This window comes from Mesorhizobium abyssinicae (assembly GCF_049887195.1).
Classification (GTDB): domain Bacteria; phylum Pseudomonadota; class Alphaproteobacteria; order Rhizobiales; family Rhizobiaceae; genus Mesorhizobium; species Mesorhizobium abyssinicae.
The window spans coordinates 51,972-78,549 of the sequence record NZ_JARAKC010000012.1; the positions used below are offsets into that span (position 1 = coordinate 51,972).

The 26,578-nt window shown below is 65.0% G+C and carries 27 protein-coding genes; 13 read left to right on the forward strand and 14 right to left on the reverse strand.

What is annotated here, in order from left to right:
- Nucleotides 1-212: 212 nt before the first annotated feature.
- From PU724_RS23205 to mnmE, 5 genes are all read right to left on the reverse strand, one after another.
- Nucleotides 213-1,097, reverse strand: coding sequence for a ParB/RepB/Spo0J family partition protein (locus tag PU724_RS23205; protein WP_354423872.1), 885 nt, complete (start codon nucleotides 1,095-1,097; stop codon nucleotides 213-215).
- 45 nt (nucleotides 1,098-1,142) lie between these two features.
- A complete protein-coding gene (locus PU724_RS23210) occupies nucleotides 1,143-1,940 on the reverse strand; it encodes a ParA family protein (RefSeq protein WP_127392197.1) in 798 nt (265 codons plus the stop codon).
- Nucleotides 1,941-1,957: 17 nt separating this feature from the next.
- Nucleotides 1,958-2,599, reverse strand: coding sequence for a 16S rRNA (guanine(527)-N(7))-methyltransferase RsmG (gene rsmG, locus PU724_RS23215; RefSeq protein WP_354423875.1), 642 nt, complete (start codon nucleotides 2,597-2,599; stop codon nucleotides 1,958-1,960).
- A complete protein-coding gene (mnmG, locus tag PU724_RS23220) occupies nucleotides 2,596-4,470 on the reverse strand; it encodes a tRNA uridine-5-carboxymethylaminomethyl(34) synthesis enzyme MnmG (protein WP_354423877.1) in 1,875 nt (624 codons plus the stop codon). Before mnmG ends, rsmG begins: the two co-directional genes overlap by 4 nt.
- A 172-nt stretch (nucleotides 4,471-4,642) precedes the next feature.
- Complete coding sequence (gene mnmE / locus PU724_RS23225) at nucleotides 4,643-5,974, reverse strand: tRNA uridine-5-carboxymethylaminomethyl(34) synthesis GTPase MnmE (protein ID WP_292351482.1); 1,332 nt, start codon at nucleotides 5,972-5,974, stop codon at nucleotides 4,643-4,645.
- Nucleotides 5,975-6,035: 61 nt separating this feature from the next.
- Between mnmE and PU724_RS23230 the strand changes: the two genes are divergently transcribed.
- Nucleotides 6,036-8,054 (forward strand): thioredoxin domain-containing protein, encoded by a 2,019-nt coding sequence (locus PU724_RS23230; protein WP_354423879.1) that lies wholly within the window; start codon nucleotides 6,036-6,038, stop codon nucleotides 8,052-8,054.
- A gap of 328 nt (nucleotides 8,055-8,382) precedes the next feature.
- Here the strand turns inward: PU724_RS23230 and rho are convergent, their stop codons facing one another.
- The 3 genes from rho to hemE form a co-directional block, all read right to left on the reverse strand.
- Entirely contained in the window at nucleotides 8,383-9,648 is a 1,266-nt protein-coding gene (gene rho / locus PU724_RS23235) for a transcription termination factor Rho (RefSeq protein ID WP_127284079.1), read from the reverse strand.
- A 168-nt stretch (nucleotides 9,649-9,816) separates the two neighbouring features.
- Complete coding sequence (hemJ, locus tag PU724_RS23240; RefSeq protein WP_126057325.1) at nucleotides 9,817-10,347, reverse strand: protoporphyrinogen oxidase HemJ; 531 nt, start codon at nucleotides 10,345-10,347, stop codon at nucleotides 9,817-9,819.
- Nucleotides 10,347-11,378, reverse strand: coding sequence for a uroporphyrinogen decarboxylase (gene hemE / locus PU724_RS23245; RefSeq protein ID WP_354423882.1), 1,032 nt, complete (start codon nucleotides 11,376-11,378; stop codon nucleotides 10,347-10,349). Before hemE ends, hemJ begins: the two co-directional genes overlap by 1 nt.
- A 402-nt stretch (nucleotides 11,379-11,780) precedes the next feature.
- Here hemE and PU724_RS23250 point away from each other — a divergent pair, with 402 nt between their 5' ends.
- The 5 genes from PU724_RS23250 to dnaQ all read left to right on the forward strand — a co-directional run bounded on the left by PU724_RS23250 (nucleotide 11,781) and on the right by dnaQ (nucleotide 15,724).
- Complete coding sequence (locus tag PU724_RS23250; RefSeq protein WP_127284077.1) at nucleotides 11,781-12,602, forward strand: pyruvate, water dikinase regulatory protein; 822 nt, start codon at nucleotides 11,781-11,783, stop codon at nucleotides 12,600-12,602.
- Nucleotides 12,603-12,882: 280 nt separating this feature from the next.
- A complete protein-coding gene (locus PU724_RS23255; protein ID WP_127309278.1) occupies nucleotides 12,883-13,482 on the forward strand; it encodes a Maf-like protein in 600 nt (199 codons plus the stop codon).
- Entirely contained in the window at nucleotides 13,475-14,308 is an 834-nt protein-coding gene (locus PU724_RS23260) for a shikimate dehydrogenase (RefSeq protein WP_127287130.1), read from the forward strand. Before PU724_RS23255 ends, PU724_RS23260 begins: the two co-directional genes overlap by 8 nt.
- A gap of 13 nt (nucleotides 14,309-14,321) precedes the next feature.
- On the forward strand, nucleotides 14,322-14,927 hold the full coding sequence (coaE, locus tag PU724_RS23265; RefSeq protein WP_292103891.1) for a dephospho-CoA kinase: 606 nt from the start codon (nucleotides 14,322-14,324) through the stop codon (nucleotides 14,925-14,927).
- 74 nt (nucleotides 14,928-15,001) lie between these two features.
- Nucleotides 15,002-15,724: a DNA polymerase III subunit epsilon gene (gene dnaQ / locus PU724_RS23270; protein ID WP_127287128.1), complete on the forward strand. Its 723-nt coding sequence runs from the start codon at nucleotides 15,002-15,004 to the stop codon at nucleotides 15,722-15,724.
- Nucleotides 15,725-15,797: 73 nt separating this feature from the next.
- Here the strand turns inward: dnaQ and secB are convergent, their stop codons facing one another.
- Both secB and PU724_RS23280 read right to left on the reverse strand, forming a co-directional pair.
- Nucleotides 15,798-16,295 (reverse strand): protein-export chaperone SecB, encoded by a 498-nt coding sequence (gene secB, locus PU724_RS23275; RefSeq protein WP_126057318.1) that lies wholly within the window; start codon nucleotides 16,293-16,295, stop codon nucleotides 15,798-15,800.
- Nucleotides 16,296-16,470: 175 nt separating this feature from the next.
- The gene (locus tag PU724_RS23280) at nucleotides 16,471-16,968 is read right to left on the reverse strand and encodes an FxsA family protein (protein WP_127309284.1); all 498 of its coding nucleotides are present in this window, start codon (nucleotides 16,966-16,968) and stop codon (nucleotides 16,471-16,473) included.
- Nucleotides 16,969-17,167: 199 nt separating this feature from the next.
- On the opposite strand from PU724_RS23280, the gene PU724_RS23285 reads away from it, so the two are divergent.
- From PU724_RS23285 to PU724_RS23300, 4 genes are read left to right on the forward strand one after another with little or no spacing between them, the layout of a single operon-like run.
- Nucleotides 17,168-17,875, forward strand: coding sequence for a Tim44/TimA family putative adaptor protein (locus PU724_RS23285; RefSeq protein WP_127309275.1), 708 nt, complete (start codon nucleotides 17,168-17,170; stop codon nucleotides 17,873-17,875).
- A gap of 15 nt (nucleotides 17,876-17,890) precedes the next feature.
- On the forward strand, nucleotides 17,891-18,994 hold the full coding sequence (gene mltA, locus PU724_RS23290) for a murein transglycosylase A (protein WP_354423885.1): 1,104 nt from the start codon (nucleotides 17,891-17,893) through the stop codon (nucleotides 18,992-18,994).
- Entirely contained in the window at nucleotides 18,994-19,521 is a 528-nt protein-coding gene (locus PU724_RS23295) for a Smr/MutS family protein (RefSeq protein WP_354423887.1), read from the forward strand. Before mltA ends, PU724_RS23295 begins: the two co-directional genes overlap by 1 nt.
- A 24-nt stretch (nucleotides 19,522-19,545) precedes the next feature.
- The gene (locus PU724_RS23300; RefSeq protein WP_126057313.1) at nucleotides 19,546-19,914 is read left to right on the forward strand and encodes a helix-turn-helix domain-containing protein; all 369 of its coding nucleotides are present in this window, start codon (nucleotides 19,546-19,548) and stop codon (nucleotides 19,912-19,914) included.
- Nucleotides 19,915-20,000: 86 nt separating this feature from the next.
- On the opposite strand, the gene PU724_RS23305 is transcribed toward PU724_RS23300, so the two are convergent.
- The 4 genes from PU724_RS23305 to PU724_RS23320 all read right to left on the reverse strand — a co-directional run bounded on the left by PU724_RS23305 (nucleotide 20,001) and on the right by PU724_RS23320 (nucleotide 23,267).
- Nucleotides 20,001-20,225: a hypothetical protein gene (locus PU724_RS23305; protein WP_292103900.1), complete on the reverse strand. Its 225-nt coding sequence runs from the start codon at nucleotides 20,223-20,225 to the stop codon at nucleotides 20,001-20,003.
- Between the two features lie 369 nt (nucleotides 20,226-20,594).
- Nucleotides 20,595-21,212, reverse strand: coding sequence for a transglutaminase-like cysteine peptidase (locus PU724_RS23310; protein ID WP_354423889.1), 618 nt, complete (start codon nucleotides 21,210-21,212; stop codon nucleotides 20,595-20,597).
- 182 nt (nucleotides 21,213-21,394) lie between these two features.
- Complete coding sequence (locus PU724_RS23315) at nucleotides 21,395-22,672, reverse strand: polyhydroxyalkanoate depolymerase (protein WP_354423891.1); 1,278 nt, start codon at nucleotides 22,670-22,672, stop codon at nucleotides 21,395-21,397.
- A 235-nt stretch (nucleotides 22,673-22,907) separates the two neighbouring features.
- A complete protein-coding gene (locus tag PU724_RS23320) occupies nucleotides 22,908-23,267 on the reverse strand; it encodes a septal ring lytic transglycosylase RlpA family protein (protein ID WP_127284871.1) in 360 nt (119 codons plus the stop codon).
- A 309-nt stretch (nucleotides 23,268-23,576) separates the two neighbouring features.
- Between PU724_RS23320 and PU724_RS23325 the strand changes: the two genes are divergently transcribed.
- From PU724_RS23325 to PU724_RS23335, 3 genes are all read left to right on the forward strand, one after another.
- Nucleotides 23,577-23,762, forward strand: coding sequence for a hypothetical protein (locus PU724_RS23325; RefSeq protein WP_127284870.1), 186 nt, complete (start codon nucleotides 23,577-23,579; stop codon nucleotides 23,760-23,762).
- Nucleotides 23,763-23,918: 156 nt separating this feature from the next.
- Nucleotides 23,919-25,340 carry a pyridoxal-phosphate dependent enzyme gene (locus PU724_RS23330; RefSeq protein WP_354423893.1) on the forward strand — a complete coding sequence of 474 codons (1,422 nt, stop codon included), beginning with the start codon at nucleotides 23,919-23,921 and terminating at the stop codon, nucleotides 25,338-25,340.
- A complete protein-coding gene (locus PU724_RS23335; protein WP_354423895.1) occupies nucleotides 25,337-26,512 on the forward strand; it encodes a cystathionine gamma-synthase in 1,176 nt (391 codons plus the stop codon). The genes PU724_RS23330 and PU724_RS23335 overlap by 4 nt, the downstream gene beginning before the upstream one ends.
- Nucleotides 26,513-26,578 lie beyond the last annotated feature (66 nt).

Sequence of the window (26,578 nt, forward strand, 5' to 3'; positions counted from 1 at the left end):
GCCTTAGCGTCACGGCATGGACCGAACCCTTCGGCTTTCTTCACGTCCACCGTCTTGGCGGGTGTATCCCCACCCGCGTTGACAGCCGCACCGCCAATAAAAAGGGGGCCGGCACGGCGACCGACCCTCTAGTATATCACAGATATATCAGGCATATCCACCCTTAAGCCGAAACCTCAACAGCCGGCCGAATACGCCGCCGCCCCAGTCGGCTAACGCTCGTCCTTCAGCCGCCGGCAGAGCTCGTCGAGCTGGTCCAGCGTCCGGTAGTTGACGCGAATTGTGCCGCCGCGATTCTTGTGCTCGATCGAGACGATCATGCCGATCGTGTCGGTGAGCAGCTTTTCCAGCGCCAGCGTGTCGGGATCCTTTTCCACCGGCTCGGCCTTTTTCGCCTTGGCCGGCGTCGGACCGGCCGGCATCTGCGCCAGTGCTTCGGCCTGGCGCACCGAAAGTCCCTCCTCGACGATCCGCTTGGCGAGGCCCGCCGGGTCCTCGGCCGTCACCAGCGTGCGGGCGTGGCCCGCCGACAGCGCGCCGTCGACCAGCATGTCGTGGATGACATTGGGCAGCTTCAGGAGCCGCAGTGTGTTGGCGACATGGCTTCGGCTCTTGCCGATCACCTGGCCGAGGTCGGCCTGGGTGTAGCCGTGCTCGTCGATCAATTGCTGATAGCCTTGCGCCTCCTCGACCGGGTTGAGGTCGGCGCGCTGCACGTTCTCGATGATCGCCAGCTCCAGCGCCGTGCGGTCGTTGACCTCGCGCAGGATAATCGGCAGCTCGGTCAGGCCGGCGCGCTGCGCCGCCCGCCAGCGCCGCTCGCCGGCGATGATCTCGTAGCGGCCGGGCTGCGTTGGCGACGGCCGCGCCACCACCGGCTGCACGACGCCGTGCTCGCGGATCGACTGTGCCAGATCGGTCAGCTCGGCATCGCCGAAATGCCGGCGCGGGTTCTTCGGATTGGGGCTGACGAATTCGATCGGCACCTTGCCGTCCGCCGCCGGGCTCAGCTTTTCCGGGATCGCCGGGCGGTCGATCTCGCCGATCAGCGCCGCCAGGCCGCGGCCAAGTCTTTTTCTCGAAAGGTCTTCACTCATAATCTGTCCAGATCGTTTCGGTATCGAATCGGCGTTTGGCCGGCATCAGGCGGCGCGCAATTTGCGCTCGCGGCGGATCACTTCGGAAGCGAGCTGCAGATAGGCCTGGCTGCCCGAGCATTTGAGGTCGTAGAGGATCGCCGGCTTGCCGTAGGAGGGCGCTTCGGAAACGCGGACATTGCGCGGGATGATCGTCTCGTAGACCTTGTCGCCCATATGGGTGCGCACGTCCTGCACCACCTGGTTGGCCAGGTTGTTGCGGCCATCGTACATGGTAAGCACGATGCCCTGGATGGTAAGATCCGGGTTGATCGTGCGGCGCACCTGCTCGACCGTCTCGAGCAGCTGGCTGAGACCTTCGAGCGCGAAGAACTCGCACTGCAGCGGCACGAGAACGGAATCGGCTGCCGCCATTGAATTCAAGGTCAAAAGGTTGAGCGACGGCGGGCAGTCGATCAGCACATAGCCGAAAGGCGCCGAACGCTCGGCCGCCGCGCGCAGGGCGTTGCGCAGCCGCAGCACCCGGTCCGGCGCCGAGGCGATCTCCATCTCGATGCCGAGCAAATCGAGCGTCGACGGGACGATCGAGAGGCCCGGCACCGCCGTCGGCACCGCCGCCGCTTCGAGATCGAGCTCGCCGGTCAGCACGTCGTAGGAGGAGACGGTGCGGTCCTTGCGGTCGATGCCGAGCCCGGTGCTGGCATTGCCTTGCGGATCGAGGTCGACGATCAGCACCTGTTCGCCGATCGCCGCCAGCGCCGTCGCCAGGTTGATGGCGGTCGTCGTCTTGCCGACGCCGCCCTTCTGGTTGGCTACGGTGATGATTCGAGGTCCAGTTTTCATGGGTCTATGCCAGTGATTCATTGCGGGGTCGCCGGGCGCAGATGGGTGACTTCGAGGATGACGCCATGAGGGTCGGTCATGCTTGGATGTTCTACCAGATCGAATGCCCAGCGGTGAGTGCTTTCTTCCACCTCGGCCCGGTAATCCCGGCCTTTGTGGAAAAGCGCGCGCGCCCCTTTGGTAAGCCACGGGGCCGCCAGGTCGAGCAGCGCCGGCAAAGCCGCAAGCGCTCGCGCCGTGACGATTTCCGGTGCCGCAACAAGCGGATAGCTGTCGTCGATGCGCCGCGCGACGACTCGCGCCGGCAGGCCGAACTGGCCGACGACCGCCTGCAGGAACGACGCCTTCTTGCGGTTGCTTTCGACCAGGTCGATCGACGCGCCGTCCCGCTCGGCAAGCAGGAAGCCCAGCACCAGTCCGGGAAAGCCCCCGCCCGAGCCGAGGTCGACCCAGCGCTGGGCCTCGGGCTCGATTCGGGCAAGCTGCGCGCTATCCAGTATGTGCCTGCGCCAGACTTCGTCCAGGGTCGACGGCGCGGCGAGGTTGATGCTGCGATTCCATTTCAGGAACAGCTGTTCGAAGGCAACCAGACGCTCGAATGTTTCACGTGAAACCGGGCCCGCCGCTTCCTGCAGGCTCTCCCATGACGCAGCACTCACGCGACATGCCTCTGCGCGGCGGCTTCGGCGTTGCGGACATGGGCGACGATGATCGCCAGCGCCGCCGGCGTCATGCCCTCCATGCGCTGTGCATCGGCGATGGAGCGCGGCTGCCGCGTCTTCATCTTCTGCTTCAGCTCATTGGACAGGCCGGGGACGTCGGCGAAATCGAGCGATGCGGGGATCAATCGGCTTTCCTCGTGCCTGATCTGCGCGACATCAGCCTGCTGGCGGCCGAGATAGACCGAATATTTCGCTTCCGTTTCGAGGCGCTCGGCCGTCTTGGCATCGATTGAACCGAAGCTCGGCTCGATGCGCGCCAGCCAGGCAACATCGACACCGGGGTAGGCGAGCAGCTCATATGCGGAACGGCGCACGCCATCCCTGTTGATCTCCAGCCCATGCCCCGCCGCCTCGTTGGGCGTGAACAGCACGCTCGATGCCAGTTCCCGCGCGTTGGCAAGATCCTCGTTCATCCCGTTGAAGCGCCGCATCCGCTCCACTGACGTGATGCCCAGTCGGTCCGCCATCGGGGTCAGCCGCTCATCGGCATTGTCGGCTCTCAGCGACAGGCGGAACTCGGCACGCGAGGTGAACATGCGATAGGGCTCGGCAATGCCGCGACTGGTGAGGTCGTCGACCATCACGCCGATATAGGCTTCGGTGCGGCTGAGCACGATCTGCTCACTGCCGGATGCCTTGCGCGCGGCGTTGAGGCCGGCGAGCAGACCTTGCGCGCCGGCCTCCTCATAGCCGGTCGTGCCGTTGATCTGTCCGGCGAGGAACAGGCCGCCGATCCGCTTCGTCTCCAGCGTCGGCAACAACTCGCGCGGATCGACATGGTCGTATTCGATGGCATAGCCGGGCTGCAGCATGGTTGCCCGCGCCAGCCCCGGGATCGACTTCAATATGTCGAGTTGCACATCCTCCGGCAGCGAGGTCGAGATGCCGTTCGGGTAGACGGTGTCGTCATCGAGGCCTTCGGGCTCGAGGAAGATCTGGTGGCCTTCACGGTCGCCGAACTTGACGATCTTGTCCTCGATCGACGGGCAGTAGCGCGGCCCGACGCCTTCGATCGAGCCGGAATACATCGCCGAGCGGCCGAGATTGGCGCGGATCAGCTCGTGCGTGGCCGGCGTCGTGCGGGTGATGCCGCAATCGATCTGCGGGTTCTGGATCGCGTCGGTCAGCAGCGAGAACGGCACCGGTTCCTCGTCCGCCGCCTGGCTTTCCAGCGACGCCCAGTCGATGGTGCGGCCATCGAGGCGAGGGGGCGTCCCGGTCTTGAGGCGCCCAAGCGTGAATCCCGCGCGGCTCATCGTTGCCGACAGGCCAAGACTCGCCTGCTCGTTCATGCGGCCGGCGACGATCTTCTTCTCGCCGATATGGATCAATCCGCGCAGGAAGGTGCCGGTGGTCAGCACCACAGCGCCGCAAAGCAGGCGACGATCGCCCGAGATCTGAACGGCCGCGATCCGCCCTTCCGCGATTTCAAAGTCGAGAACTTCGCCCTCGACCACCTCGAGATCGTTCTGCTGCCGAATCGCTTCCTGCATGGCCAACCGATAGAGCTTGCGGTCGGCCTGCGTGCGCGGGCCGCGCACGGCCGGACCCTTGCGGCGGTTGAGCAAGCGGAACTGGATGCCTGCCGCATCGGCGATGCGGCCCATCAGCCCGTCCATGGCGTCGATCTCGCGCACCAGGTGACCCTTGCCGAGGCCGCCGATCGCCGGATTGCAGGACATGACACCGATTGTGTCGAAACGCAGCGTCACCAGCGCCGTCCTGGCGCCTGCGCGTGCGGCGGCGCTGGCCGCCTCGCAACCGGCATGGCCGCCGCCCACCACAACCACATCATAGTGATCGTTCATCTTTTTCGAGTCCAAAATCTGAAGTTGCCCGGAGAGATGTCCCCGCGAGGCTTCGCTGTCAAGGATGCAACACCGACTCGTTTCACGTGAAACAATGCGGCCGCCGCGCTAGATCTTGTGTTTCACGTGAATCATCCGCGCCAGGCCCAGCCCGCGCAATGTTTCACGTGAGTCATTTACCGATGCAGAACTGCGAAAAGATGACATCGAGCATGTCTTCCACATCGACCGCGCCGGTGATTCGTCCGAGCCGGTCCGAGGCCAGGCGAAGCTCTTCGGCGCGCAACTCCTGGCCTCGCTCCTGCCCGGCCAGCGCAGCTCGCAGGTGACCGCTTGCATCCTTGAGCAATTCGACGTGGCGCAAGCGCGATGGCAGGACGTCGCCGATATCGCCAACAGAGGCTGCGGCGCGACGGCCGACCTCCGTCAGCAGCTCCGACAGCCCGGTGCCAGTCCTGATCGAGATAACCGCGTCATAGACCTGCGCGCGGTCAACAAGCGGTTCACCCGCAACCAAGTCCGCCTTTGTCCCGACCCTCAGCAGCGGCGCATCGGACGGCACCGCGCCAGGATCTACGGGCATCGCCATATCCTCCAACAGCAGCAGAAGGTCGGCGCCGCGCGCCTTGGCGCGCGCCTTCTCGATGCCGATCGCCTCCACCTTGCCGGGCGCCGTGCGCAGGCCGGCCGTATCGGTGACGCGGACTCGCATCCCTTCGAGGTCCAACACCACTTCGAGCAGATCGCGCGTCGTGCCCGGCTCGTCGGTCACGATCGCCGCCTCCCGCTTGGCCAAAGCATTGAAAAGGCTGGACTTGCCCGCATTCGGCGCGCCAAGGATGACAACCTCGAACCCGTCGCGGATGATCTCGGCGGCCCGGAACCCGTCGATGTGGCGATCGATCTCGCGGATCATCGCCCGCACATCCGACCAGACCGCGTCCGAAACGGATCCCGGCACTTCATCCTCTTCGGCAAAGTCGATCTCCGCCTCGATCATCGCCCGCGCATGGATCAGCCGCCGCCGCCATTCGGCGTAAAGCTCGCTCTGCGCCCCCTCGGCATTGCGCACCGCAAACCGCCGCTGCGCCTCGGTCTCGGCATTGACGAGATCGGCCAGCGCTTCGGTCTCGACCAGATCGAGCCTGCCGTTGAGAAACGCGCGGCGCGTGAATTCGCCGGGCTCCGCATGCCTCACACCGTCAAAGCCGGCGATGGTCTCCAGCATCTTCGCCGCCACGGCGCGGCCACCATGCACCTGGAACTCGGCGACATCCTCTCCGGTGAAGCTGCCCGGTCCGGGGAAGAAGAGAACGACGCCGTGGTCAATCACCGATCCGTCCGTCGCGATGAGCTGGCGATAGGCGGCGGCGCGCTCCTTGACCATGCCGCCGGCGATCGTTTCGACCACGAATCGAGTCTTGGGGCCGGAAATGCGGATGACCGCGATGCCGGCCGGCAAGCGGCCGCTGGACAAGGCAACAATCGAATCGCTCAAAATCATTTGCCCGCTCTACCGAACCGCCCTAGCTTCCCGCGCAACTCTGTTAACCGAGCATGCCCTCGTGACCTTGCCCGCGCAAAACCTGCTGGCCGAAGAAGCCAGCCCCTATCTCCAGCAGCACAGCGACAATCCGGTGCATTGGCGCGGCTGGTCGCCGGATGCGCTCGCTGAGGCCAGGGAGCGCGGACGCCCGATCCTGCTCTCGATCGGCTACGCCGCTTGCCACTGGTGCCATGTCATGGCGCATGAAAGCTTCGAGAACGACGCCGTGGCCGCCGTCATGAACCGGCTGTTCGTCAATATCAAGGTCGATCGCGAGGAGCGGCCCGACATCGACCAGATCTATATGGCGGCGCTGCATGCGATGGGCGAGCAGGGCGGCTGGCCGCTGACCATGTTCCTGACGCCGGACGGCAAGCCATTCTGGGGCGGCACCTATTTTCCGCGTGAGGCCCGCTACGGCCGGCCAGGCTTCATCCAGGTGATGGAGGCGGTCGACAAGGCATGGCGGGAGAAGCAGGAAAGCCTCGGCCAGAGCGCCGACGGCCTGACCAGCCATGTCGAGGCGCGGCTGGCGGGAAGCCATGGCAAGGCAGTGCTCGACCGCGACACGCTCAGCGATCTCGCCGGCCGTATCGACGGCATGATCGACCGCGATCTCGGCGGCCTGAGCGGCGCGCCGAAATTCCCGAACGCGCCGTTCATGCAGTCGCTCTGGCTGTCCTGGCTGCGCGACGGCGCCGCTTCGCACCGCGATGCCGTGCTGCTCAGCCTCGAGAAGATGCTGGCCGGCGGCATTTATGATCATGTCGGCGGGGGCTTGAGCCGCTATTCCACCGACGCCGAATGGCTGGTGCCGCATTTCGAGAAGATGCTCTACGACAACGCCCAGCTCCTGCGCATGTGCAATTGGGCCTTTGCCGCCACCGGCAATGATTTGTTCCGGATACGAATCGAGGACACGGTCGCCTGGCTGCTGCGCGAGATGCTGGTCGACGGCGGCGGCTTCGCCGCCAGCCTCGATGCCGACAGCGACGGCGAGGAGGGGCTGTTCTACACCTGGAACCGAGCCGAGGTCGAAGCCGTGCTTGGCGACGATCCCGCCTTGTTTTTCAAATACTTCGACCTCGCTAGCCCACATGGCTGGGAAGGCAAACCGATCATCCGCCAAACCGCCGACCAGCAAAAGCAAAGCATCGTCGACCATGCCTTGCTCCTGCCGTTGAAGCAGAAGCTGCTGGCCGCCAGGGAACGGCGCGTCAGGCCCGGCCGCGACGGCAAGGCGCTGACCGACTGGAACGGCCTGATGATCGCCGCGCTTGCCGAAGCCGGCCGTGCCCTGCAGCGGCCCGACTGGATCGAGGCCGCGGCGCGGGCCTTCGCCCACATCGTAGAAGCGAGCCATGACGGCCGCCTGCCGCATTCCATGCTCGGCGCCAGGAAACTGTTCCCGGCGCTGTCGAGCGACTATGCCGCCATGACGAACGCCGCCATCTCACTGTTCGAGGCCACCGGCGAGACGGCCTATGTCGATCGCGCCAGGCATTTCATCGGGCAACTCGACCATTGGCACCAGGATGCCGACAAGACCGGCTACTATCTGACGGCCTCCGACAGCGCCGATGTCCCAATCCGCATCCGCGGCGACGTCGACGAAGCGATCCCGTCCGCCACCGCCCAGATCATCGAGGCGCTGGTGCGGCTGGCGTCGGTCACCGGCGGTCTCGATCTTCAGGAAAAAGCTTGGACGACCGCCGAGCACGCCATGGGCCGGGCCGCCCAGCAGGCCTATGGCCAGGCCGGCATCGTCAATGCCTGCGCGCTGGCACTCGAGCCCCTGAAGCTGGTGCTGATCGACAATCTAGAGGGGCCAAGCCTCGTTCCGGTTGCGAATCGGAATCCCGACCCGCGCCGGGTGGATATCGTCGTTGCGGTCGGTACGGAAGCGAATCGACCGGCCTTGCCGGGTGGGGTGGTGCCACCCACCGAAAAGCCGGGCGCCTGGCTGTGCACCGGGCAGGTTTGCCTGCCGGTGGTTACCGATCCGGAGGAGTTGGAGAGGTTGCTGCGGCGAGGGTAGTCGGAAGCGGCCTACGAAGCGTTTCTCAGCTGGCTCGCAGTTTCAAGCGCGCTGCCCCTCATCTGGCTGCCGCCATCTTCTCCCCGGGAACGGGGAGAAGGGGCTGTCGACACCGGCTTCGCTAACCACCGACCTTGCAAGAGAAGCGCCGGCATCGCGGCCAGCCTCTTTCTCCCCGTTCACGGGGAGAAATGCCCGGCAGGGCAATGAGGGGCGGCGCTGACCTCTGCGATTGGCTGCCAACGACCGAGAGATTTCCTGACGAAGGCGAGGGGAGTTCCCCCCGCTATGCGGACCGACCCTCCCTACAAGGGGGAGGATAGCCCAATCACGTATTCATCGAATCGAAGAAGTCGGCGTTGGTCTTGGTCTGCTTGAGCTTGTCGATGAGGAATTCGATCGCGTCGGTCGTTCCCATCGGCGCCAGGATGCGGCGCAGCACGAATATCTTCTGCAGGTCCGCGCGCGGCACCAGCAGGTCTTCCTTGCGGGTGCCGGACTTGAGGATGTCCATGGCCGGGTAGATGCGCTTGTCGGCCACCTTGCGGTCGAGCTGGATTTCGCAGTTACCGGTGCCCTTGAACTCTTCGAAGATGACTTCGTCCATGCGGCTGCCGGTATCGATCAGCGCGGTCGCGATGATGGTCAGCGAGCCGCCTTCCTCGATGTTGCGGGCGGCGCCGAAGAAGCGCTTCGGGCGCTGCAGCGCGTTGGCGTCGACACCGCCGGTCAGCACCTTGCCGGAGGATGGCACCACGGTGTTGTAGGCGCGGCCGAGGCGGGTGATCGAATCGAGCAGGATGACCACGTCGCGGCCATGCTCGACCAGGCGCTTCGCCTTCTCGATCACCATTTCGGCGACCTGGACGTGGCGGGCCGCCGGCTCGTCGAAGGTCGAGGAGATCACCTCGCCCTTCACCGAGCGCTGCATGTCGGTCACTTCTTCCGGCCGCTCGTCGATCAGAAGCACGATCAGATAGCATTCCGGATGGTTGGCGGTGATCGAGTGCGCGATGTTCTGCATCAGCACTGTCTTACCGGTGCGCGGCTGCGCGTTGATCAGCGCGCGCTGACCCTTGCCGATCGGCGCCACCAGGTCGATGACGCGCGGCGAGATGTCCTTCGAGGTCGAATTGTCGACCTCCATCTTCAGCCGCTTGGTTGGATAGAGCGGCGTCAAATTGTCGAAGTGGATCTTGTGCCGGATCTTTTCGGGATCGTCGAAATTGATGGTGTTGACCTTGAGCAGCGCGAAATAGCGCTCGCCCTCTTTCGGGCTGCGGATCGGCCCTTCGACGGTATCGCCGGTCTTCAGCGAAAAGCGGCGGATCTGCGAGGGCGAGATGTAGATATCGTCGGGACCCGGCAGGTAGTTGGCATTGGCCGAGCGCAGGAAGCCGAAGCCGTCCTGCAGCACCTCGACCACGCCATCGCCGATGATCTCGATGTCCTGGGCGGCGAGCTTCTTCAGGATCGCGAACATCAGCTCCTGCTTGCGCATGACGCTGGCGTTCTCCACCTCGAGCGATTCGGCATAAGCGATCAGCTCTGGCGGCTTCTTGTTCTTGAACTCGGTGAGTTTCATTTCTTGCATTAGATGGACTCTGGGTAGGCTTTGGGGAGAAAAATCGGCTGGATGCGACAAATGCCGGGCGCGGCCGAAAGCGAAAAAATGGGGCGGCGCATGACGGGAAGGAAGACCCGTCTTTTATCGTCGCTCGTCTGAAAGAGCAAGCCGCCTTTTGCGCCGTCGCGGGAAGCCTCAGAACGGCTTCACGACGACCAGGATGACGATGACGATCAGCAGCAATGTGGGGATCTCATTGACGATCCGCCAGTGGCGCGCCGGCTTTTCATTCTTGTCCTCGGCGAATTTCCGCACCGCCCCGGCGAGATAGCCATGCAGCCCCGACAATACGAGGACCAACGCTATCTTGGCGTGCAGCCAGCCGCCATGGAAAGCAAAGCCCTTCCATGCCAGCCAGAGCCCGAACACCCAGGTCGCGATCATCGCCGGATTGATGATGGCTCTGAGCAGCCGGCGCTCCATCACCTTGAAGGTTTCCGACTGCGCCGATCCCTTCTCGGCATCGGCATGATAGACGAAGAGCCGGGGCAGATAGAGCATGCCAGCCATCCACGAGATGACGGCGATAACATGGATGGCCTTGGCCCACAGGTAAAAGCCGTCGGACGCCACGAAGTAAAGCAGCGCGGTCGCGACGACCAGAGCGGCGATGCCAATCACCATGCGCTTCATCGCCTGCCCGGTGCTGTTGGTATTGTCAGCCATCAGCGCGTCGCGCTCCGCACCTGTTTCACCATCGCCTCGACATGCGCGATCGGCGTCTCCGGCGTGATGCCGTGTCCGAGGTTGAAGATCAGCGGCCCGCCGCCCAGCGTCCTCAGGATCGCGTCCACGCCGTCGGCCAGCGCCTTGCCGCCGGCCACCAGCCGAAGCGGATCGAGATTGCCCTGCACGGCGCCGCCAAGCTGCAATTCCTTCGCCATCGAGAGCGGCACCGTCCAGTCGAGGCCGAGCCCGGTGATGCCGGTCTTGGAGCGATAGTCGCGGTAGCGCTCGCCGGCGCCCTTCGGAAAACCGATGATCGGAACATTCGGGTGGACCGCCTTCACTTGCCTCGCGATCTCGGCCACCGGCTCGACGCAGAAAGCCTGGAAGGAAGGCTCATCCAAAACACCGGACCAGGAATCGAAGATCTGCACCACATCGGCGCCGGCTTCGATCTGGCGGATGAGATAAGCGGCCGAATGATCGGCCAGCACTTTCAACAGCCGTGCGAAGGCCTCCGGCTCGCGATAGGCGAAAAGCCGCGCCGGCGCCTGGTCCGGCGTGCCCTGGCCGGCGATCATATATGTCGCCACCGTCCAAGGCGCGCCGCAGAAGCCGATCAGCGTCGTTTCATCAGGCAATTTGGCACGCAGCCGGCGAACGGTCTCGTAGACCGGTTCGAGATTCACGTGAAACAAATCGCCGGTGAGGCCCGCAATCTCCGCCGCCGAGATCGGCGTCAGCATCGGCCCGCGGCCCTCCTCGAAGCGGACGTCTCGGCCGAGCGCGTTGGGCACCACAAGGATATCTGAGAACAGGATCGAGGCGTCGAAGCCGAAGCGTGCGATCGGCTGCAGCGTCACCTCCATCGCAAGGCCCGGATCGTAGCAGAGATCGAGGAAGGAGCCGGCGCGCTTCCGGGTCTCTCTATACTCCGGCAGATAGCGGCCGGCCTGGCGCATCATCCAGATGGGCGGGGGAAAGACAGGCTCGCCCCTCAAAACGTCCAGCATGATCCGTTTTCCAGGCATTCAGCGTCGCCTCTCGATGGTCCTCTTAAATCAAATATCTATTTTAAAAGAGTCTTCTGATTCTAAGAGTCTGTTGGTTGTGGTGGTTGCGACCTGTCCAGCCTGCCGCCCGAAAAGGCCAGTCAGCATATTGTCGCGCGATCCCGATCGCGATTTGGAGGGTTCTGGGGAAGAACCGGAATTCCCCTTCCGAGTCAACAGCTTGGCCTTTCGCTTCCAAACTTCGGGCTGTGGATGATATCGGCCAAGAAAAGTTGATCCCCAGTTTTGTCCCCAGCGCCCCGACAAAGCCTACAGCAGGGCGAATTGTGGACAACCCACCATCTGATACAGTCGCTCTCGCCGCCTTCGCGTCTTTGTCCGATCTTGTCCACAACTGCCCACAGCCTGGAACCCGCGCCTGTGAACAAACCCCAGAGCTTCTTTCACCTGCACCTGATTTCCGACGCCACCGGCGAGACGCTGCTGGCGGCCGGCCGCGCTGCCTCCGCGCAATACAAGGACGCGCGCGCCATCGAGCACATCTACCCGCTGATCCGCACCGAAAAGCAGGTGGCCAAGGTGTTCGAGGATATCGAGGAAGAACCCGGCATCATCCTCTACACCGTCGTCGACCAGAAGCTCGCACGCGGCATCGATGAGCGTTGCGCGGCGATGGGCCTGCCTTGTGTCTCGGTGCTCGAGCCGGTGCTTGCCGTCTTCCAGTCCTATCTCGGCACCCCGGCCGGCCGCCGTGTCGGCGCCCAGCACGTGCTCGACGCCGAATATTTCCGCCGCATCGATGCGCTGAACTTCACCATGGAGCACGATGACGGACAGCTGCCCGCCAACATGGACGATGCCGACATCGTGCTGATCGGCATTTCGCGCACCTCCAAGACGCCGACCAGCATCTATCTCGCCAACCGCGGCATCAAGACCGCCAACATCCCGATCGTGCTCGGCGTGCCGGTGCCGGAGAGCCTGCTCAACGCCAGGACGCCACTGATCGTCGGCCTGGTCGCCACCGCCGAGCGCATCTCGCATGTCCGCCAGAACCGCATCCTCGGCAACACCAGCACCTATGTGCCGTCCGACTATGTCGACCGCGCCGCGATCAACGAGGAGCTCGCCTACGCCCGCCAGATCTGCACAAGGCATGGCTGGCCGATGATCGATGTCTCCCGCCGTTCGATCGAGGAAACGGCGGCGGCGATCGTTGCCCTGAGAGGGAAGTCGAGATAGAGGAGCAAGAAACTAGTTTTGCGAGTCACCTTGGCGGAGGTCGGCGCCGCCCCTCACCTGCCTGCCGGCATCCTCTCCCCGTGTAGGGACGGGGAGAGGGGCGCTGGTGTCTATGGTTTCGCCAATCGCCAGCGCTGCTGGAAAGCACGCCTGCGCTGAAGCTGGCCCTTTCTCCCCGTACGGGGAGAAATTTCCGGCAGGACAATGAGGGGCGGCGCCAACTCTACAATAGCAAGGCTTTGCATACACCAACCGTCCCCTGTCCGCGTCCGAGTACAAAATGACCGAGAAAATCATCCTTGCCTCCGGCAGTCCGTTCCGCAAGGCGATGCTGGTCAATGCCGGCGTCGAGATCGAGGCGGTGCCGGCCGAGGTCGACGAGCGCGCGCTCGAGGCGCCGCTCAAGGATAGCGGCGTGTCGCCGGAGGACGTCGCGCTGGTGCTTGCCGAAGCCAAGGCCACCGAGGTCAGCGAACGCCGGCCGGGCGCGCTGGTGCTCGGCTGCGACCAGACGCTGTCGCTCGGCGACGAGGTGTTCCACAAGCCGGCCGACATGGAAGGCGCGCGCCGCCATCTGCTCGCGCTATCCGGCAAGACCCATCAGCTCAACAGCGCCGCGGTGCTTGCCCGCGACGGCGAGGTGCTGTGGCGGCATGTCGGCGTCGCCAGCCTCACCATGCGCAAACTCGACCCCGCCTTCATCGGCCGGCATCTGGCGCGCGTCGGCGCCAGGGCATTGTCGAGCGTCGGCGCCTACCAGATCGAGGGCGAAGGCATCCAGCTCTTCGAAAGAATCGAAGGCGATTATTTCACCATCGTCGGCCTGCCGCTGCTGTCGGTGCTGAAAGAATTGCGCGCGCTGGGGGCGATCGATGGCTGAGAAGAAGGCCTTCGTCACCGGCCACCCGATCGCGCATTCGCGCTCGCCGAAAATCCATGGCCACTGGCTGGCCAGATACGGCATCGACGGCAGCTACCAGGCGATCGATGTCGCCCCCGATGATTTCGCCGCCTTCCTGAACGCGCTGCGGGACAACGGTTTCCAGGGCGGCAATGTCACCATCCCGCACAAGGAGGCGGCCTTCGCGCTGGTCGAGCGCCGCGACGAAGCGGCGGAAGCGATCGGCGCCGTCAACACGCTTTGGTTCGAGGACGGGAAATTGTGGGGCGGCAACACCGACGCCCACGGCTTTGCCGCCAATCTCGACGACTACGCGCCGGGCTGGGCAGCGAATGGCCCGGCCGTGGTGCTTGGCGCCGGCGGCGCGTCGCGCGCCGTCATCCATGCGCTGAAAGAGCGCGGCGTCGGCGACATCCGCATCGTCAACCGCACGCTGGCGCGGGCCGAGGAGCTCAGCCATCGCTTCGGCGCAGGCGTTACCGCGCATAGCGCCGACGCTGTCGGCGACCTGCTCGCCGATGCCGGCCTGCTCGTCAACACGACGGCGCTTGGCATGCATGGCAATGAAGGCCTGTCCGCCGATCCGGCCGGCCTGCCGGACCATGCCATCGTCACCGACATCGTCTATGTGCCGCTGGAGACGCCGTTGCTCGCCGCCGCCCGTGGGCGCGGCCTGTGGACGGTCGATGGGCTCGGCATGCTGCTGCATCAGGCGGTGCCCGGTTTCGAACGCTGGTTCGGCACGCGGCCCGAGGTCACCGCCGAGCTCAGACGGATGATCGTTGCCGACATCGAAGCCCATTGATAAGGCGCCGGATATGATCGTGCTTGGCCTCACCGGATCGATCGGCATGGGCAAGTCGACGACGGCGAAGATGTTTGCCGAGGCCGGCGTGCCGGTGCACGATTCCGACGAGACGGTGCATCGCCTCTATGCCGGCAAGGCCGGCCCGCTGGTCGAGGCTGCCTTTCCCGGCACCACCGATGCGGGTGTCGTCGACCGCGCCAGGCTCGGCGCGCGGGTGCTCGGCGACGCCGTCGCGCTGAAGCGACTGGAAGCGATCGTCCATCCGCTGGTCCGCGCCGATGCCGACGCTTTCCTTGCCAGGCACCGCGCCGCCGGCGCGCCGCTCGCCGTGCTCGACATTCCCTTGCTGTTCGAGACCGGCGGCCGCGACCGCGTCGACAAGGTCGTGGTCGTTACCGCCCCGGCCGAGGTGCAGCGCGCGCGCGTGCTGGCGCGTCCCGGCATGAGCGAAGCGAAGCTGGCTGCGATCCTCGCCAAGCAGGTGCCCGACGCCGACAAGCGGCGCCAGGCCGATTTCATCGTCGACACCGGCCAGGGCTTTGACGCCGCGCGCGCCGCGGTCGCGGCCATCATCGCCGAATTGGCGGGGGATAAGTCGGGCAAGGACGCTTCCTGACGCCTGCTGTCAGCAGTCCCCATTGCCATTTTGTTCCGTTGGATGATTCTGCACGTCCAGAGTGGACTGATTCGATGCGCGAGATCATTTTCGATACGGAAACCACCGGCCTCGACATGCGCGAAGACCGCATCATCGAGCTCGGCGGCGTCGAGCTGGTCAACCGCTTCCCGACCGGCCGCACCTTCCACAGATTCATCAACCCGCAGGGACGGGCGGTTCATGCCGAGGCGCAGGCCGTGCATGGCATCAGCGCCGCCGACCTGGTCGGCAAGCCGATCTTTTCGGAAATCGCCGAGGAGTGGCTGGCCTTCACCGACGGCGCCAAGCTGATCGCCCACAACGCCAATTTCGACATCGGCTTCCTCAATCTGGAATTCGGCCGGCTCGGCCATCCCGCCATCGATGTCGGCCGCGTCGTCGACACGCTGGCGCTGGCGCGCCGCAAGCACCCGATGGGTCCGAACTCGCTGGACGCGCTCTGCCGCCGCTACGGCATCGACAATGGTCACCGCACCAAGCACGGCGCGCTGCTCGATTCCGAATTGCTGGCCGAGGTCTATATCGAGCTCATCGGCGGCAAGCAGGCGGCGCTGATCCTCGATGCGGTGGCGGTGCAGATGAACGGCGCCGGCGAGGTGGCCGACATCGACATCTCCATCGGCGCGCGGCCGATCGCCTTGCCGCCGCGTCTCACCGAGGCCGAGCGCGCCGCGCATGCCGGCCTGGTGCGCACGCTCGGCGAAAAGGCGCTGTGGCTGAAGGTGGAAGCCGAAGCCGGGGCGGCACAGAACTAGCACCGTCCCGCCGGCATCTCATGCAAAAAGCCCGGCGCGAGGCCGGGCTTTTCGATACCAAATAAAGAGCGGATCAGCTCACCTGGACCTTGGCCGCCGCCTGGTCCTCGGCCAGCTTCTGCTGGAACATCTGCGCGAAGTCGATCGGGTCGAGCATCAGCGGCGGGAAGCCGCCATTGCGGGTTGCTTCGGCGATGATCTGGCGGGCGAACGGGAACAGCAGCCGCGGGCATTCGATGAACAGGATCGGCAGCATATGTTCCTGCGGGAAGCCGCTGATGGCGAAGACGCCGCCATAGACCAGCTCGACGTTGAACAGCACTTCCTGGTCGAAGGAGGCCTTGGCGTTCAGCGTCAGGTTGACGTCGAACTGCTTGTCCGAGAGCGGATTGGCGTTGACGTTGACATTGATGGCGATGCCGGGAGCCTTGTCGCGGCCGCGCAGCGAATTCGGCGCGCCGGGGCTCTCGAAGGACAGGTCCTTCACATATTGGGCGAGTACGTTGAGTGTCGGCTGCGCGTTGCCGTTGCCGTTGGCGGCGCCGGTCGGCGCGTCGTCTTTGCTGGCCATGAGCCTTTGTCCTTTTGCCTGGGCAGCCTTGCTGACCGGATTGAAACCGGGGGTTCGCTACCATGGTCGGCATGACAAGACAAGGTTTGCCGCCTCGGCGCGGGATCACAGTTGCGACCGATCTCCCGTCGCAGATTCCTGCCGGGGAACCTCGGCGCAGTTGGCCGGAAATTGCCTAGTCGTCCTTGAGGCGGCGCCAGGGCGAATTGTGGTCGGGGCCGCGGGTGTAATCGTCGCCGCGCGAATAGTCGCTGTCGTCGAGATCGATCGTCTTGCCGCGCGGCCGCGCCTGGAAGCCGGCGCTGAAGCTGGTCGCCAGCACGATGCGGCTTTTCAGCATCCGCCAGGCGAGGTCCCGCACCGGCGGCAACAGCAGCAGGATGGCGAGGATGTCGGTGATGAAGCCGGGGATGATCAAGAGGATCGCCGCCAGCACGATCATCGCGCCATGCGCGAGCTGGCTGCTCGGATCGCGCCCGGCATCCATTTCCGCCCGCACCCGCGCCATCACGCCGAAACCCTGGTGTCGCAGCAACAGGCTGCCGGCAATCGAGGAGGCCAGCACCAGGCCGACTGTCGCCAGCGCGCCGACCTGGCGACCGACGACGACGAAGCCGGCGATTTCCAGAAGCGGCAGCGCGAGGACGAACAAGGGGAGCAGTGAAATACGCAATTCCTGGCCGATCGTTTCCATGTTTTCCCGGCCAGCGTGCAATCGCCGCTGGCACCGGACCCGTTAAATAGGTATGCCTGCCTTTGATTTGAATGATTGCGCCTAGCGTTCTATATGCTTTGGGTGTTGAACGCTATGCGACCGCGGCCCGATGCTGGCCGGCGGTCCGGCCAGGACAGGGATCGAATTGGCGGAAGATATGGGATTCTTCGACTTCGGCACGATTTTCTTTCTGATTGCGGCGGTTGTGATCTTTTTCCAGCTGCGCAACGTGCTGGGCCGTCGCACGGGCAGCGAGCGCCCGCCCTTCGACCCCTATTCGGCGAGCCGCACCCGCGAGCAGGATGCCGGCCAGAAGGCCGAGAATGTCGTCTCGCTGCCGCGCAAGCGGGCGCCTGGGGAGCCGGCCGTCGACGCCTACGCCGAGATCGACGCCTTCGCCAAGCCCGACACCGATCTCAACAAGGGTCTGAGGACGATCAAGGACAACGATGCGTCTTTCGACCCCAAGGGCTTCGTCGATGGCGCCAAGATGGCTTACGAGATGATCGTCATGGCCTACGCCGATGGCGACCGCAAGACGCTCAAGAACCTTCTCTCGCGCGAGGTCTTTGACGGCTTCGTCGCCGCGATCGGCGAGCGCGAGGCGAAGGCGGAGAAGATCCAGTCCTCCTTCGTCGGCATCGACAAGGCCGATATCGTCGCCGCCGAGATGAAGGGCGGCGAGGCGCACATCACGCTGCGCATCGTCAGCGAGCTGATTTCGGCAACCCGCGACAAGGCCGGCGCCGTCATCGACGGCGACCCCGAAACCGTCGCCGAGGTCAAGGATGTCTGGACCTTCGCCCGCGACACGCGCTCGCGCGATCCGAACTGGAAGCTCGTCGCCACCGAAGAAGAAGATTGAGCCCGGGCGGCGGCGGTGTCGCTCTCTTCCCTTTTCAGCGAAAAATCCTTTGGCGCACTGCCCGGCTGGGGTGAGGACGACCACCGCGCCGCCTTTGCCGCCTTTCGCCGCTCGGCCTTCCATGTCCTGACCAAGCCCTACCGCAGCGGCTCGCTGGGCGTCGGCTTCGAAGCCTTTGCCGCGGCTTATCAGGAGGCGCGGGCTGTTTCGCTGCCGAATCGCGCGGAAGCCCGGGCCTTCTTCGAACGCCATTTCGTTCCCGCCCATGTCGCCGCCGAACACGGCGGCGCCGGCCTCGTCACCGGCTTCTACGAGCCGGAGGTCGAGGCCTCGCCGGTGCGGACGGCCGGCTTCACGGTGCCGCTGCTTTCACGCCCGGCCGATCTGATCGACGTCCAGGACGCCAACCGGCCGAACGGCATGGATCCCTATCTCGCCTTCGCCCGCGAGACAGGGGATGGACTGGCCGAATATTTCGATCGCGGCGCCATCGAGCGCGGCGCGCTTGCCGGCAAGGGGCTGGAGATTGCCTGGCTCGCCGACAAGGTCGACGCCTTCTTCATCCATGTGCAGGGCGCTGCGCGGCTGAAGATGACCGACGGCCGGCTCTGCCGCGTCACCTACGCCGCCAAGTCCGGCCAGCGTTTCACCGGGCCCGGCAAGATCCTGAGCGATCTCGGCGAAATCCCGCTGGCCAAGGTGACGATGCAGTCGATCCGCGCCTGGTTCAGGGCGCACCCGGATCGCGTCGACGAGATCCTCTGGCAGAACCGCTCCTATATCTTCTTCCGCGAGGCGGCGGTCGACGATGCGGCGCTCGGTCCGATCGCCGCCGCCAAGGTGCCGCTGACGCCGGGCCGTTCGGTCGCCGTCGACCGGCTGCTGCACACATTCGGCACGCCCTTCTATGTCGACGCGCCGACGCTCGCCGCTTTCGGCGACGGGCCGTTCCGGCGCCTCATGATCGCGCAGGACACCGGCTCGGCCATCACCGGCCCGGCGCGCGGCGACCTCTTCGCCGGCTCGGGCGACGCCGCCGGCGAGATCGCCGGCGTCGTCCGCAACGCCGCCGATTTTTATGCGCTGATCCCGCGCCAGCTCGTTTCGGGGGTGGTGTGATGACCCGCCGTATCGACAGGCTGAGCGAAGACGACCGCGTCCTGTGGAACCTGGTGGCGCGCACCGCCAAGCCGCTCAAGGGCAAGGCCCCCGTCGACGTTGCCGATTTCAGCGTCGAGCCGAAGCCGGCGCCGACGCCTGCTCCCGTCAACGGCGCTCCACCCGTCCCGGCAAAGCCCAGGACCCAGCATGTCTCGCATGCGCTGGACGACCAGACCCTGAACAAGCTGTCGAAGGGCCGCTTGCCGATCGAAGGCCGCGTCGACCTGCACGGCATGACCCAGGACGAGGCCTATTCGCTGCTGTTTTCATTCCTGCACCGGGCCCATGCCGGCGGCATCCGCTATGTCCTGGTCATCACCGGCAAGGGTTCCTCGTCCGGCGGCGACGGCGTGCTGCGGCGTTCGGTGCCGGCCTGGCTGTCGACGCCCGCCTTCCGGCCGCTGGTCTCCAGCCACGACCATGCCGCGCGCAACCATGGCGGCTCCGGCGCGCTCTATGTCCGCTTGCGCCGGACTCGCACATGAAAACCCGCACATGAGAGCGCTGGCATGACACCGTTCGGCGAGAAGCTGCGCGCGCTGCGCGCCGAGCGCGGCCTCAGCCAGAAGGCGATGGCCGAGGCGATCGGCGTCAGCGCCGCCTACCTGTCGGCGCTTGAACATGGCCGCCGCGGCGCGCCGACCTGGACGCTGATCCAGAAGATCATCGGCTATTTCAACGTCATCTGGGACGATGCCGAGGAACTCGCGCGCCTCGCCGAGGCTTCGCATCCGCGGGTGCGGATCGACACGTCGGGCCTGACGCCCGCCGCCACCGAGCTTGCCAATCTCCTGGCTGAAAACATCGAGAAGCTGGACGAGGCCGAGCTTCGCCGGATCACCGCGTCGGTCCGCGCGGCCCTCGGCCGGCGGACGTGATGCGCGGCGCGAATTGCTCCGGCGCCGACATCCGCTTCACATGAGGCGATGCCCGCTGGCCGGTAGCCAGCGGGCATATTGCGAGATCACTTCGCGCCGGTCTGGCCGCCGCGACCGCCATGGTTGCCATGGTCGCCATGCTCGTGTCCGCCGCCCAGGCAGCTCGAATCGCTGGTGCCGCAACAACGGCCGCTCCACAGGTCGTTGGTCTTGGTCTCGGCGCAGCTGACGGTCTGGTCCGCCAGCGCGGATCCGGCCATGGACGACACCGCGACAGCGGCGAGAAGGGCATTTCGCAGAAAAGCAGTCATTTGAAATCTCCAGGGTTGGTTTCTGTACGCGGCTGTGTGTCGCCGGCAGAGACCGATTGGTTCACGGATGACTGTGAAAAATTCTGGGAGGGTGGCGCGGGACGCGGCCAGCAAGTCTCATTTGACGTTGGCGCTGCCCCTCATCCGCCTGCCGGCACCTTCTCCCCGTATAGTGACGGGGAGAAGGGAGGGAGCTGGCCGCTACGTTGGGGCAATCTTGCAATGCGGTGTGCGCAGCGTCTTTCTCCCGTCACTATACGGGGAGAAATGCCCGGCAGAGTAATGAGGGGCGGCGCCAACCTATGATGTAAAGCAGCCAAAGGCGGTACCAGCCCGCCTCAACGCTTGGAATGCAGACTCGATCGTCGGTTACTGCACCGCGCCGACCAGCACCTGCTGGCCGCCGCGGATCGACACCCAGCGTCCGGTGTTGTCGATCGCTTGCCGCTTGAGGAAGCGGTAGCCGGTCTCGTCCCAGGCCTTGACCTTGTCGTTCAGGTTGTCGAGCACGTAGTCGCCCTCGTCGGTGCGCACCGTCAGCACCGCATGGCCTTCGCCATCGGGCTTGCGCACGACGGTGATCAGCAGGTCCGCCAGCGACACGCCCATGCGGTAGAGCTGGCGGCGCTTTTCGAGCACATAGTCCTCGCAGTCGCCGACGCCCTTGTCGGGATAGGCCCAGACCTCGTCCTTGCCGTAGATGTCGTAGTCGCTCATCGGCTTGACGGCGGCGTTGACCTTGGCGGTGATGCTGACGAGCTTGCGCAGGAACGCATCGGTCATCTTGGCCGGCGCCAGATTGCTCGGGCGGATCGAGCATTCGCCCGGATTGGCCTTGCAGAAATCGTAATGTCCGATCGGCTGCGAAGTCAGCCCTCCGGTCATCATCGCTCCCGCCGCGAATGCGGGCGCCGCCCACAATCCCGAAATCGCCAGCCCTGCGACCGCACACAAGCGCAGCGTCCATGCCATCGGTGAGGAAATCATAGTCCCCGTTCGCCCTTGTTGTTAACGAAACGTTAAGGGCGATTTACAGTCCGTGTCAATTACGAGTCTGGCCTGATTGGCGGCATGGTTACTTCCGCGATCCTGACAGCGGCACTTGTGCAACAGCGGGATCCGGATATGCCGAAAGCCGCCGTCGCGGCGGCCCGGCCTTGCGGTCTTGCTCAGCCCTTGGCCGAGCGCACCAGCTTCGGCTTTGCCGCGACGCGGGTCTGGCGGCCGTAGCTGGTGATGAAGTCGACGATGCGCGGCACGATTTCGGAGCGGAAGCGCGAGCCGTTGAAAACACCGTAATGGCCGACCGCCGGCTGCATGTAGTGGGCCTGCCGGTCGGCCGGGATGTTGACGCACAGATCGTGCGCGGCCTGGGTCTGGCCGAGACCGGAAATGTCGTCGTTCTCGCCCTCGACCGTCAACAGCGCGACATTGCGGATCGCCGAGGTGTCGACGGCCTCGCCGCGATGCATCATCTCGCCCTTGGGCAGGGCGTGGCGGACGAACACGGTGTCGACCGTCTGCAGGTAGAACTCCGCCGTCAGGTCCATCACCGCCAGATATTCGTCGTAGAAATCGCGGTGCTTCTCGGCATTGTCGCCGTCATGCTTCACCAGGTGCATGAAGAAGTCCTTGTGGGCGATGATGTGGCGGTCGAGGTTCATGCTCATGAAGCCCGACAGCTGCAGGAAGCCGGGATAGACCTCGCGGCCGAAGCCAGGCACCGGCCACGGCGCCTGCATGATGACATTGTCGCGGAACCAGCCGCTGCCCTTTTCCTCGGCCAGCAAATTGACCGCCGTCGGATTGCGGCGGGTGTCGATCGGCCCGCCCATCAGCGTCATCGTCGAGGGCACGAACGGGTCGCCGCGCTTTTCCATCAGCGCCACCGCCGCCAGCACCGGCACCGAGGGCTGGCACACCGCCATCACATGGGTGTCGGGACCGAGCGCATGGAACATCTCGATGATGTAGTCGATATAGTCGTCGAGATCGAAGCCGCCGTCGGCCAGCGGCACCATGCGGGCATCGACCCAGTCGGTGATGTGCACGTCGGCATAGGGCAGCATCGCCTCCACCGTGCCGCGCAGCAGCGTCGCGTAGTGTCCCGACATCGGCGCCACGATCAAAAGCTTCGGATCGGGCTTGCGGCCAGCGGGAACGGCCCGCTCGAAACGGATCAGGTTGCAGAAAGGCTTCGACCACACGGTCTTTTCGCTGACGTCGACGCTCTTCCAGTCGACGACGGTCTTTTTCAGGCCGAATTGCGGCTTGCCGTAGCGGCGCGTGGTGCGCTCGAACAGTTCGGCGGTAGCCGCCACCGAGCGGCCCCAGGGCGTGTGCGCGATCGGATTGAGCGGGTTGGTGTAGAACATCTTCACCGCGTCGGCATAGACGCGAGCCGGCTGCAGCGCGGCGTGGTTCAGTTCGTAGAGCTGGTAGTACATCAAGAAGACCCCGCTGCTGCTGCGACCCAAGGACGACGTGCAGCGCCGAGCCTCAAATGTCTCGCGGCGAGGTTAACAAGATATTGGTGCGATGCAATACGTCATGTCGAGTGATCAATGGTTCTTTCGGCCAAAGCCTTGAGAATCCGCCTTGGCGGGCGGCAGCCGGCTCACTGTGCGCTGCGGAAGTGTGCAGGAAGTATGTCCGGCCCTCTGGCCGGACATGTCAGACATATCACACCCGCGCCATGCACACGGCGGTGTGGCCCGAGCCGATGAAGCCGAGCTGGCTGGCTGCGCCCTTCGAGAGATCGAGCACGCGCCCCTTGATGAACGGGCCGCGGTCGTTGATGCGCACCACGACGCTGCGGCCGTTGTTCTTGTTGGTCACCTTGAGCTTGGTGCCGAAGGGCAAGGTGCGGTGCGCGGCGGTTAGCGCCGACGGGTTCATGCGTTCGCCGGAAGCGGTGCGCGAGTGCAGCGCGTACCAGGAGGCGCGGCCGCATTGCGCGGCGGCGGAGGAGGCGGAGGCGCCGACCATCAGGCCAGCCGCAACCGTTACCGCGACAAGCGCGGTTTGCTTTGTCTTCATCATCTTTGGGGAATGGCTCCGTTTGGACAGACCCCAGCCGTTAGGAAGCAATTAAGGCAGGAAATGCGGCCGCCATCTGGCGGTTCCATGGCAACGGCACACGTTTGGAGTCGCCGGGAAACAGTTTGTCATGAGTCTTCCCGGCTTGCGCGGCGTATTCTCGATGATCATTCGCACCGGTTTTCTGGTTGTGTCTGGCTGGATCGGGCATCAATACGCAAGTACAGACGGGCGCGATTGGATCGCTTCCTTCCGCTCTTTCATTGCCGCCGTGACTGAGTCGACGATCGACTTGCGAAGGGAATCCCACCGATGCGATTGATGCGGTTTGTGCTGGCGCTTATCGTGCTCGCGATCGGCCTGCTCTGGTCCCTTCAGGGCCTCGGTCTTGTGCGCGGCAGCTTCATGACCGGCCAGACGCATTGGCTCTATATCGGAATACTGACGATGCTGGTGGGATTGCTCGGGCTCGGCTGGGCCAGCCGCTCGCGCATCTGAGGCGCCTCCCGCGGGGCGCCATCTGCCCTCTCCCGGTTCGGCGGCCGCATCATGGAATTTCATTCCTCCACTCGCCCTCCGATTGGCACGATCTATCTTCTTTCCGGCAGCGATCGGCTGGAAAAGACGCTAGGTTTTCACCATGGAGCTTTTTGCATGAGCGAGCACGGAAAAGCCGACAGTGCCGTTTCCCGCCTGCGCCCGCCCTATGCGTCGGTGCTCGACCTGATCGGCCAGACCCCCATCGTCGAGCTGACCAAGTTCGACACCGGCAAGTGCCGGCTGTTCATCAAGCTCGAAAGCCAGAATCCCGGCGGCTCGATCAAGGACCGCATCGCGCTGTCGATGATCGCCGCCGCCGAGCGGCAGGGCAAGCTCAGGCCCGGCGGCACCATCGTCGAGGCGACCGCCGGCAATACGGGCCTCGGTCTTGCTCAGGTCGGCATCCCCAAGGGCTACCGCATCATCCTCGTCGTCCCCGACAAGATGTCGCGCGAGAAGATCCAGCATCTGCGCGCGCTCGGCGCCGAGGTGCGCATGACCCGCTCCGACGTCGGCAAGGGCCATCCCGAATATTACCAGGACATGGCCGAGAAGATCGCCGCCGAAACGCCCGGCGCCTTTTATGCCAACCAGTTTGCCAACCCGGCCAACCCGCTGGCGCACGTGACCACCACCGGCCCGGAAATCCTCGCCCAGCTCGACGGCGATGTCGACGCGGCGGTGGTCGGCGTCGGCTCCGGCGGCACGCTGACCGGGCTCGGCCGCTATTTCGCGAAACATTCGCCGAAGACCGAGATGGTGCTGGCCGACCCGGTCGGCTCGGTGCTGGCGCCGCTGATCAAGACCGGCAAGATGGAAGAGGCCGGCAGCTGGACCGTCGAAGGCATCGGCGAGGATTTCGTGCCGCCCAATGCCGATCTGTCGCTGGTCAGGAAGGCCTATTCCATCCCCGACAAGCAGAGCATGCTGGCGGTGCGCGATCTGCTTTCCCGCGAAGGCATTTTGGCCGGCTCGTCCTCCGGCACGCTGTTGTCGGCCGCGCTCCGCTATTGCCGCGAGCAGACGGCGCCGAAACGCGTCGTCACCTTCGTCTGCGACAGCGGCAACAAATACCTGTCGAAGGTCTTCGACGATTTCTGGCTGGCCGAGCAGGGCCTGGCCGAGCAGGAGCAGCATGGCGATTTGCGCGACCTCGTCATGCGCTCGCACCGCACCGGCGACACGGTTTGGGTCGGGCCGGAGGAAAGCCTGCTCAACGCCTATGGCCGCATGCGCCGCTCCGATGTCTCGCAACTGCCGGTGCTCGACGACGGCAAGCTGGTCGGCATCGTCGACGAGGGCGACATCCTCGCCAAGGTCGACGGCCCCTATGACGGCCGCTGGGACCGCTTCAACGGCCCGGTGCGCACCGCCATGACCTCCAATCTGCACACGCTGCAGGCCAGCCAGACGCTCGATGCGCTGCTGCCGGTCTTCGACCGCAACGAGGTCGCCATCGTCTTCGATGGCGAGGAGTTCATCGGCCTGATAACCCGTATCGACCTGATCAACCATCTGAGGCGCCGCGCAAGATGACGAGCAATGCAACGGGCAGGAACCGCCTGGCCTTTTCGACCCGCACCATCCATGGCGGCCAGAGCCACGACCCGACGACCGGCGCGGTGATGGTGCCGATCTACGCCACCTCCACCTACGGCCAGCAGTCGCCCGGCGTGCACAAGGGTTTTGAGTACGCCCGCAGCCAGAACCCGACCCGCTTCGCCTTCGAGCGCGCCGTGGCCGATCTCGAAAGCGGCACGCGAGCCTTCGCCTTCGCCTCCGGCCTGGCCTCGATCTCGACCGTGCTGGAACTGCTCGATGCCGGCGCCCAGATCGTCGCCACCGACGACATCTATGGCGGCACGTTTCGCTTGCTGGAACGGGTGCGCAAGCGCTCGGCCGGGCTGCAGGTCAGCTTCGCCGACTTCACCGACCTCGCCGCCGTCGAAGCCGCCATCCGCCCCGAGACGAAACTGCTCTGGGTCGAGACGCCGACCAACCCGCTGCTGCGCATCGTCGATCTCGAGGCGGTCGCCGCTTTGGCCAAGCGCAAGGGCCTGCTCACCGTCGCCGACAACACTTTTTGCAGCCCCTACATCCAGCGGCCGCTCGAACTCGGCATCGACATCGTCGTCCACTCGACGACGAAGTACCTCAACGGCCATTCCGACATGGTCGGCGGCGTCGCGGTGGTCGGCGACAACCAGGATCTGGCCGACCGGCTGAAATTCCTGCAGAACGCCATCGGCGCCATCTCCGGCCCGTTCGACTCCTTTCTGGCGCTGCGCGGCATCAAGACACTGGCGCTGCGGATGGAGCGGCATTCGGCGAACGGCCTGAAGATCGCCGAGTGGCTGGAAAGTCGTAACGATGTGCGCCGCGTCATCTATCCCGGCCTCGCCAGCCACCCGCAGCACGAAATCGCCAAACGCCAGATGCATGCCTTCGGCGGCATGATCTCGGTCGAGCTCGACCGCGATCTGGCGGGGACAAAGCGCTTCCTCGAACGCACGCAGCTGTTCACCCTGGCCGAAAGCCTCGGCGGCGTCGAGAGCCTGATCGAGCATCCCGCGCTGATGACGCACGGCTCGATCCCGGCGGAGAAGCGCGGCGCGATCGGGATATCGGATTCGCTGGTCAGGCTCTCGGCCGGCATCGAGGATGGGGATGATCTGATCGCGGATCTGGAGCAGGCGTTGAGGGGCTGACATAGTCATCGCTGTCCCGCCGACATCTCGGTATGTGTGCCATTGCAGAGCGCAATCCACGCTCTA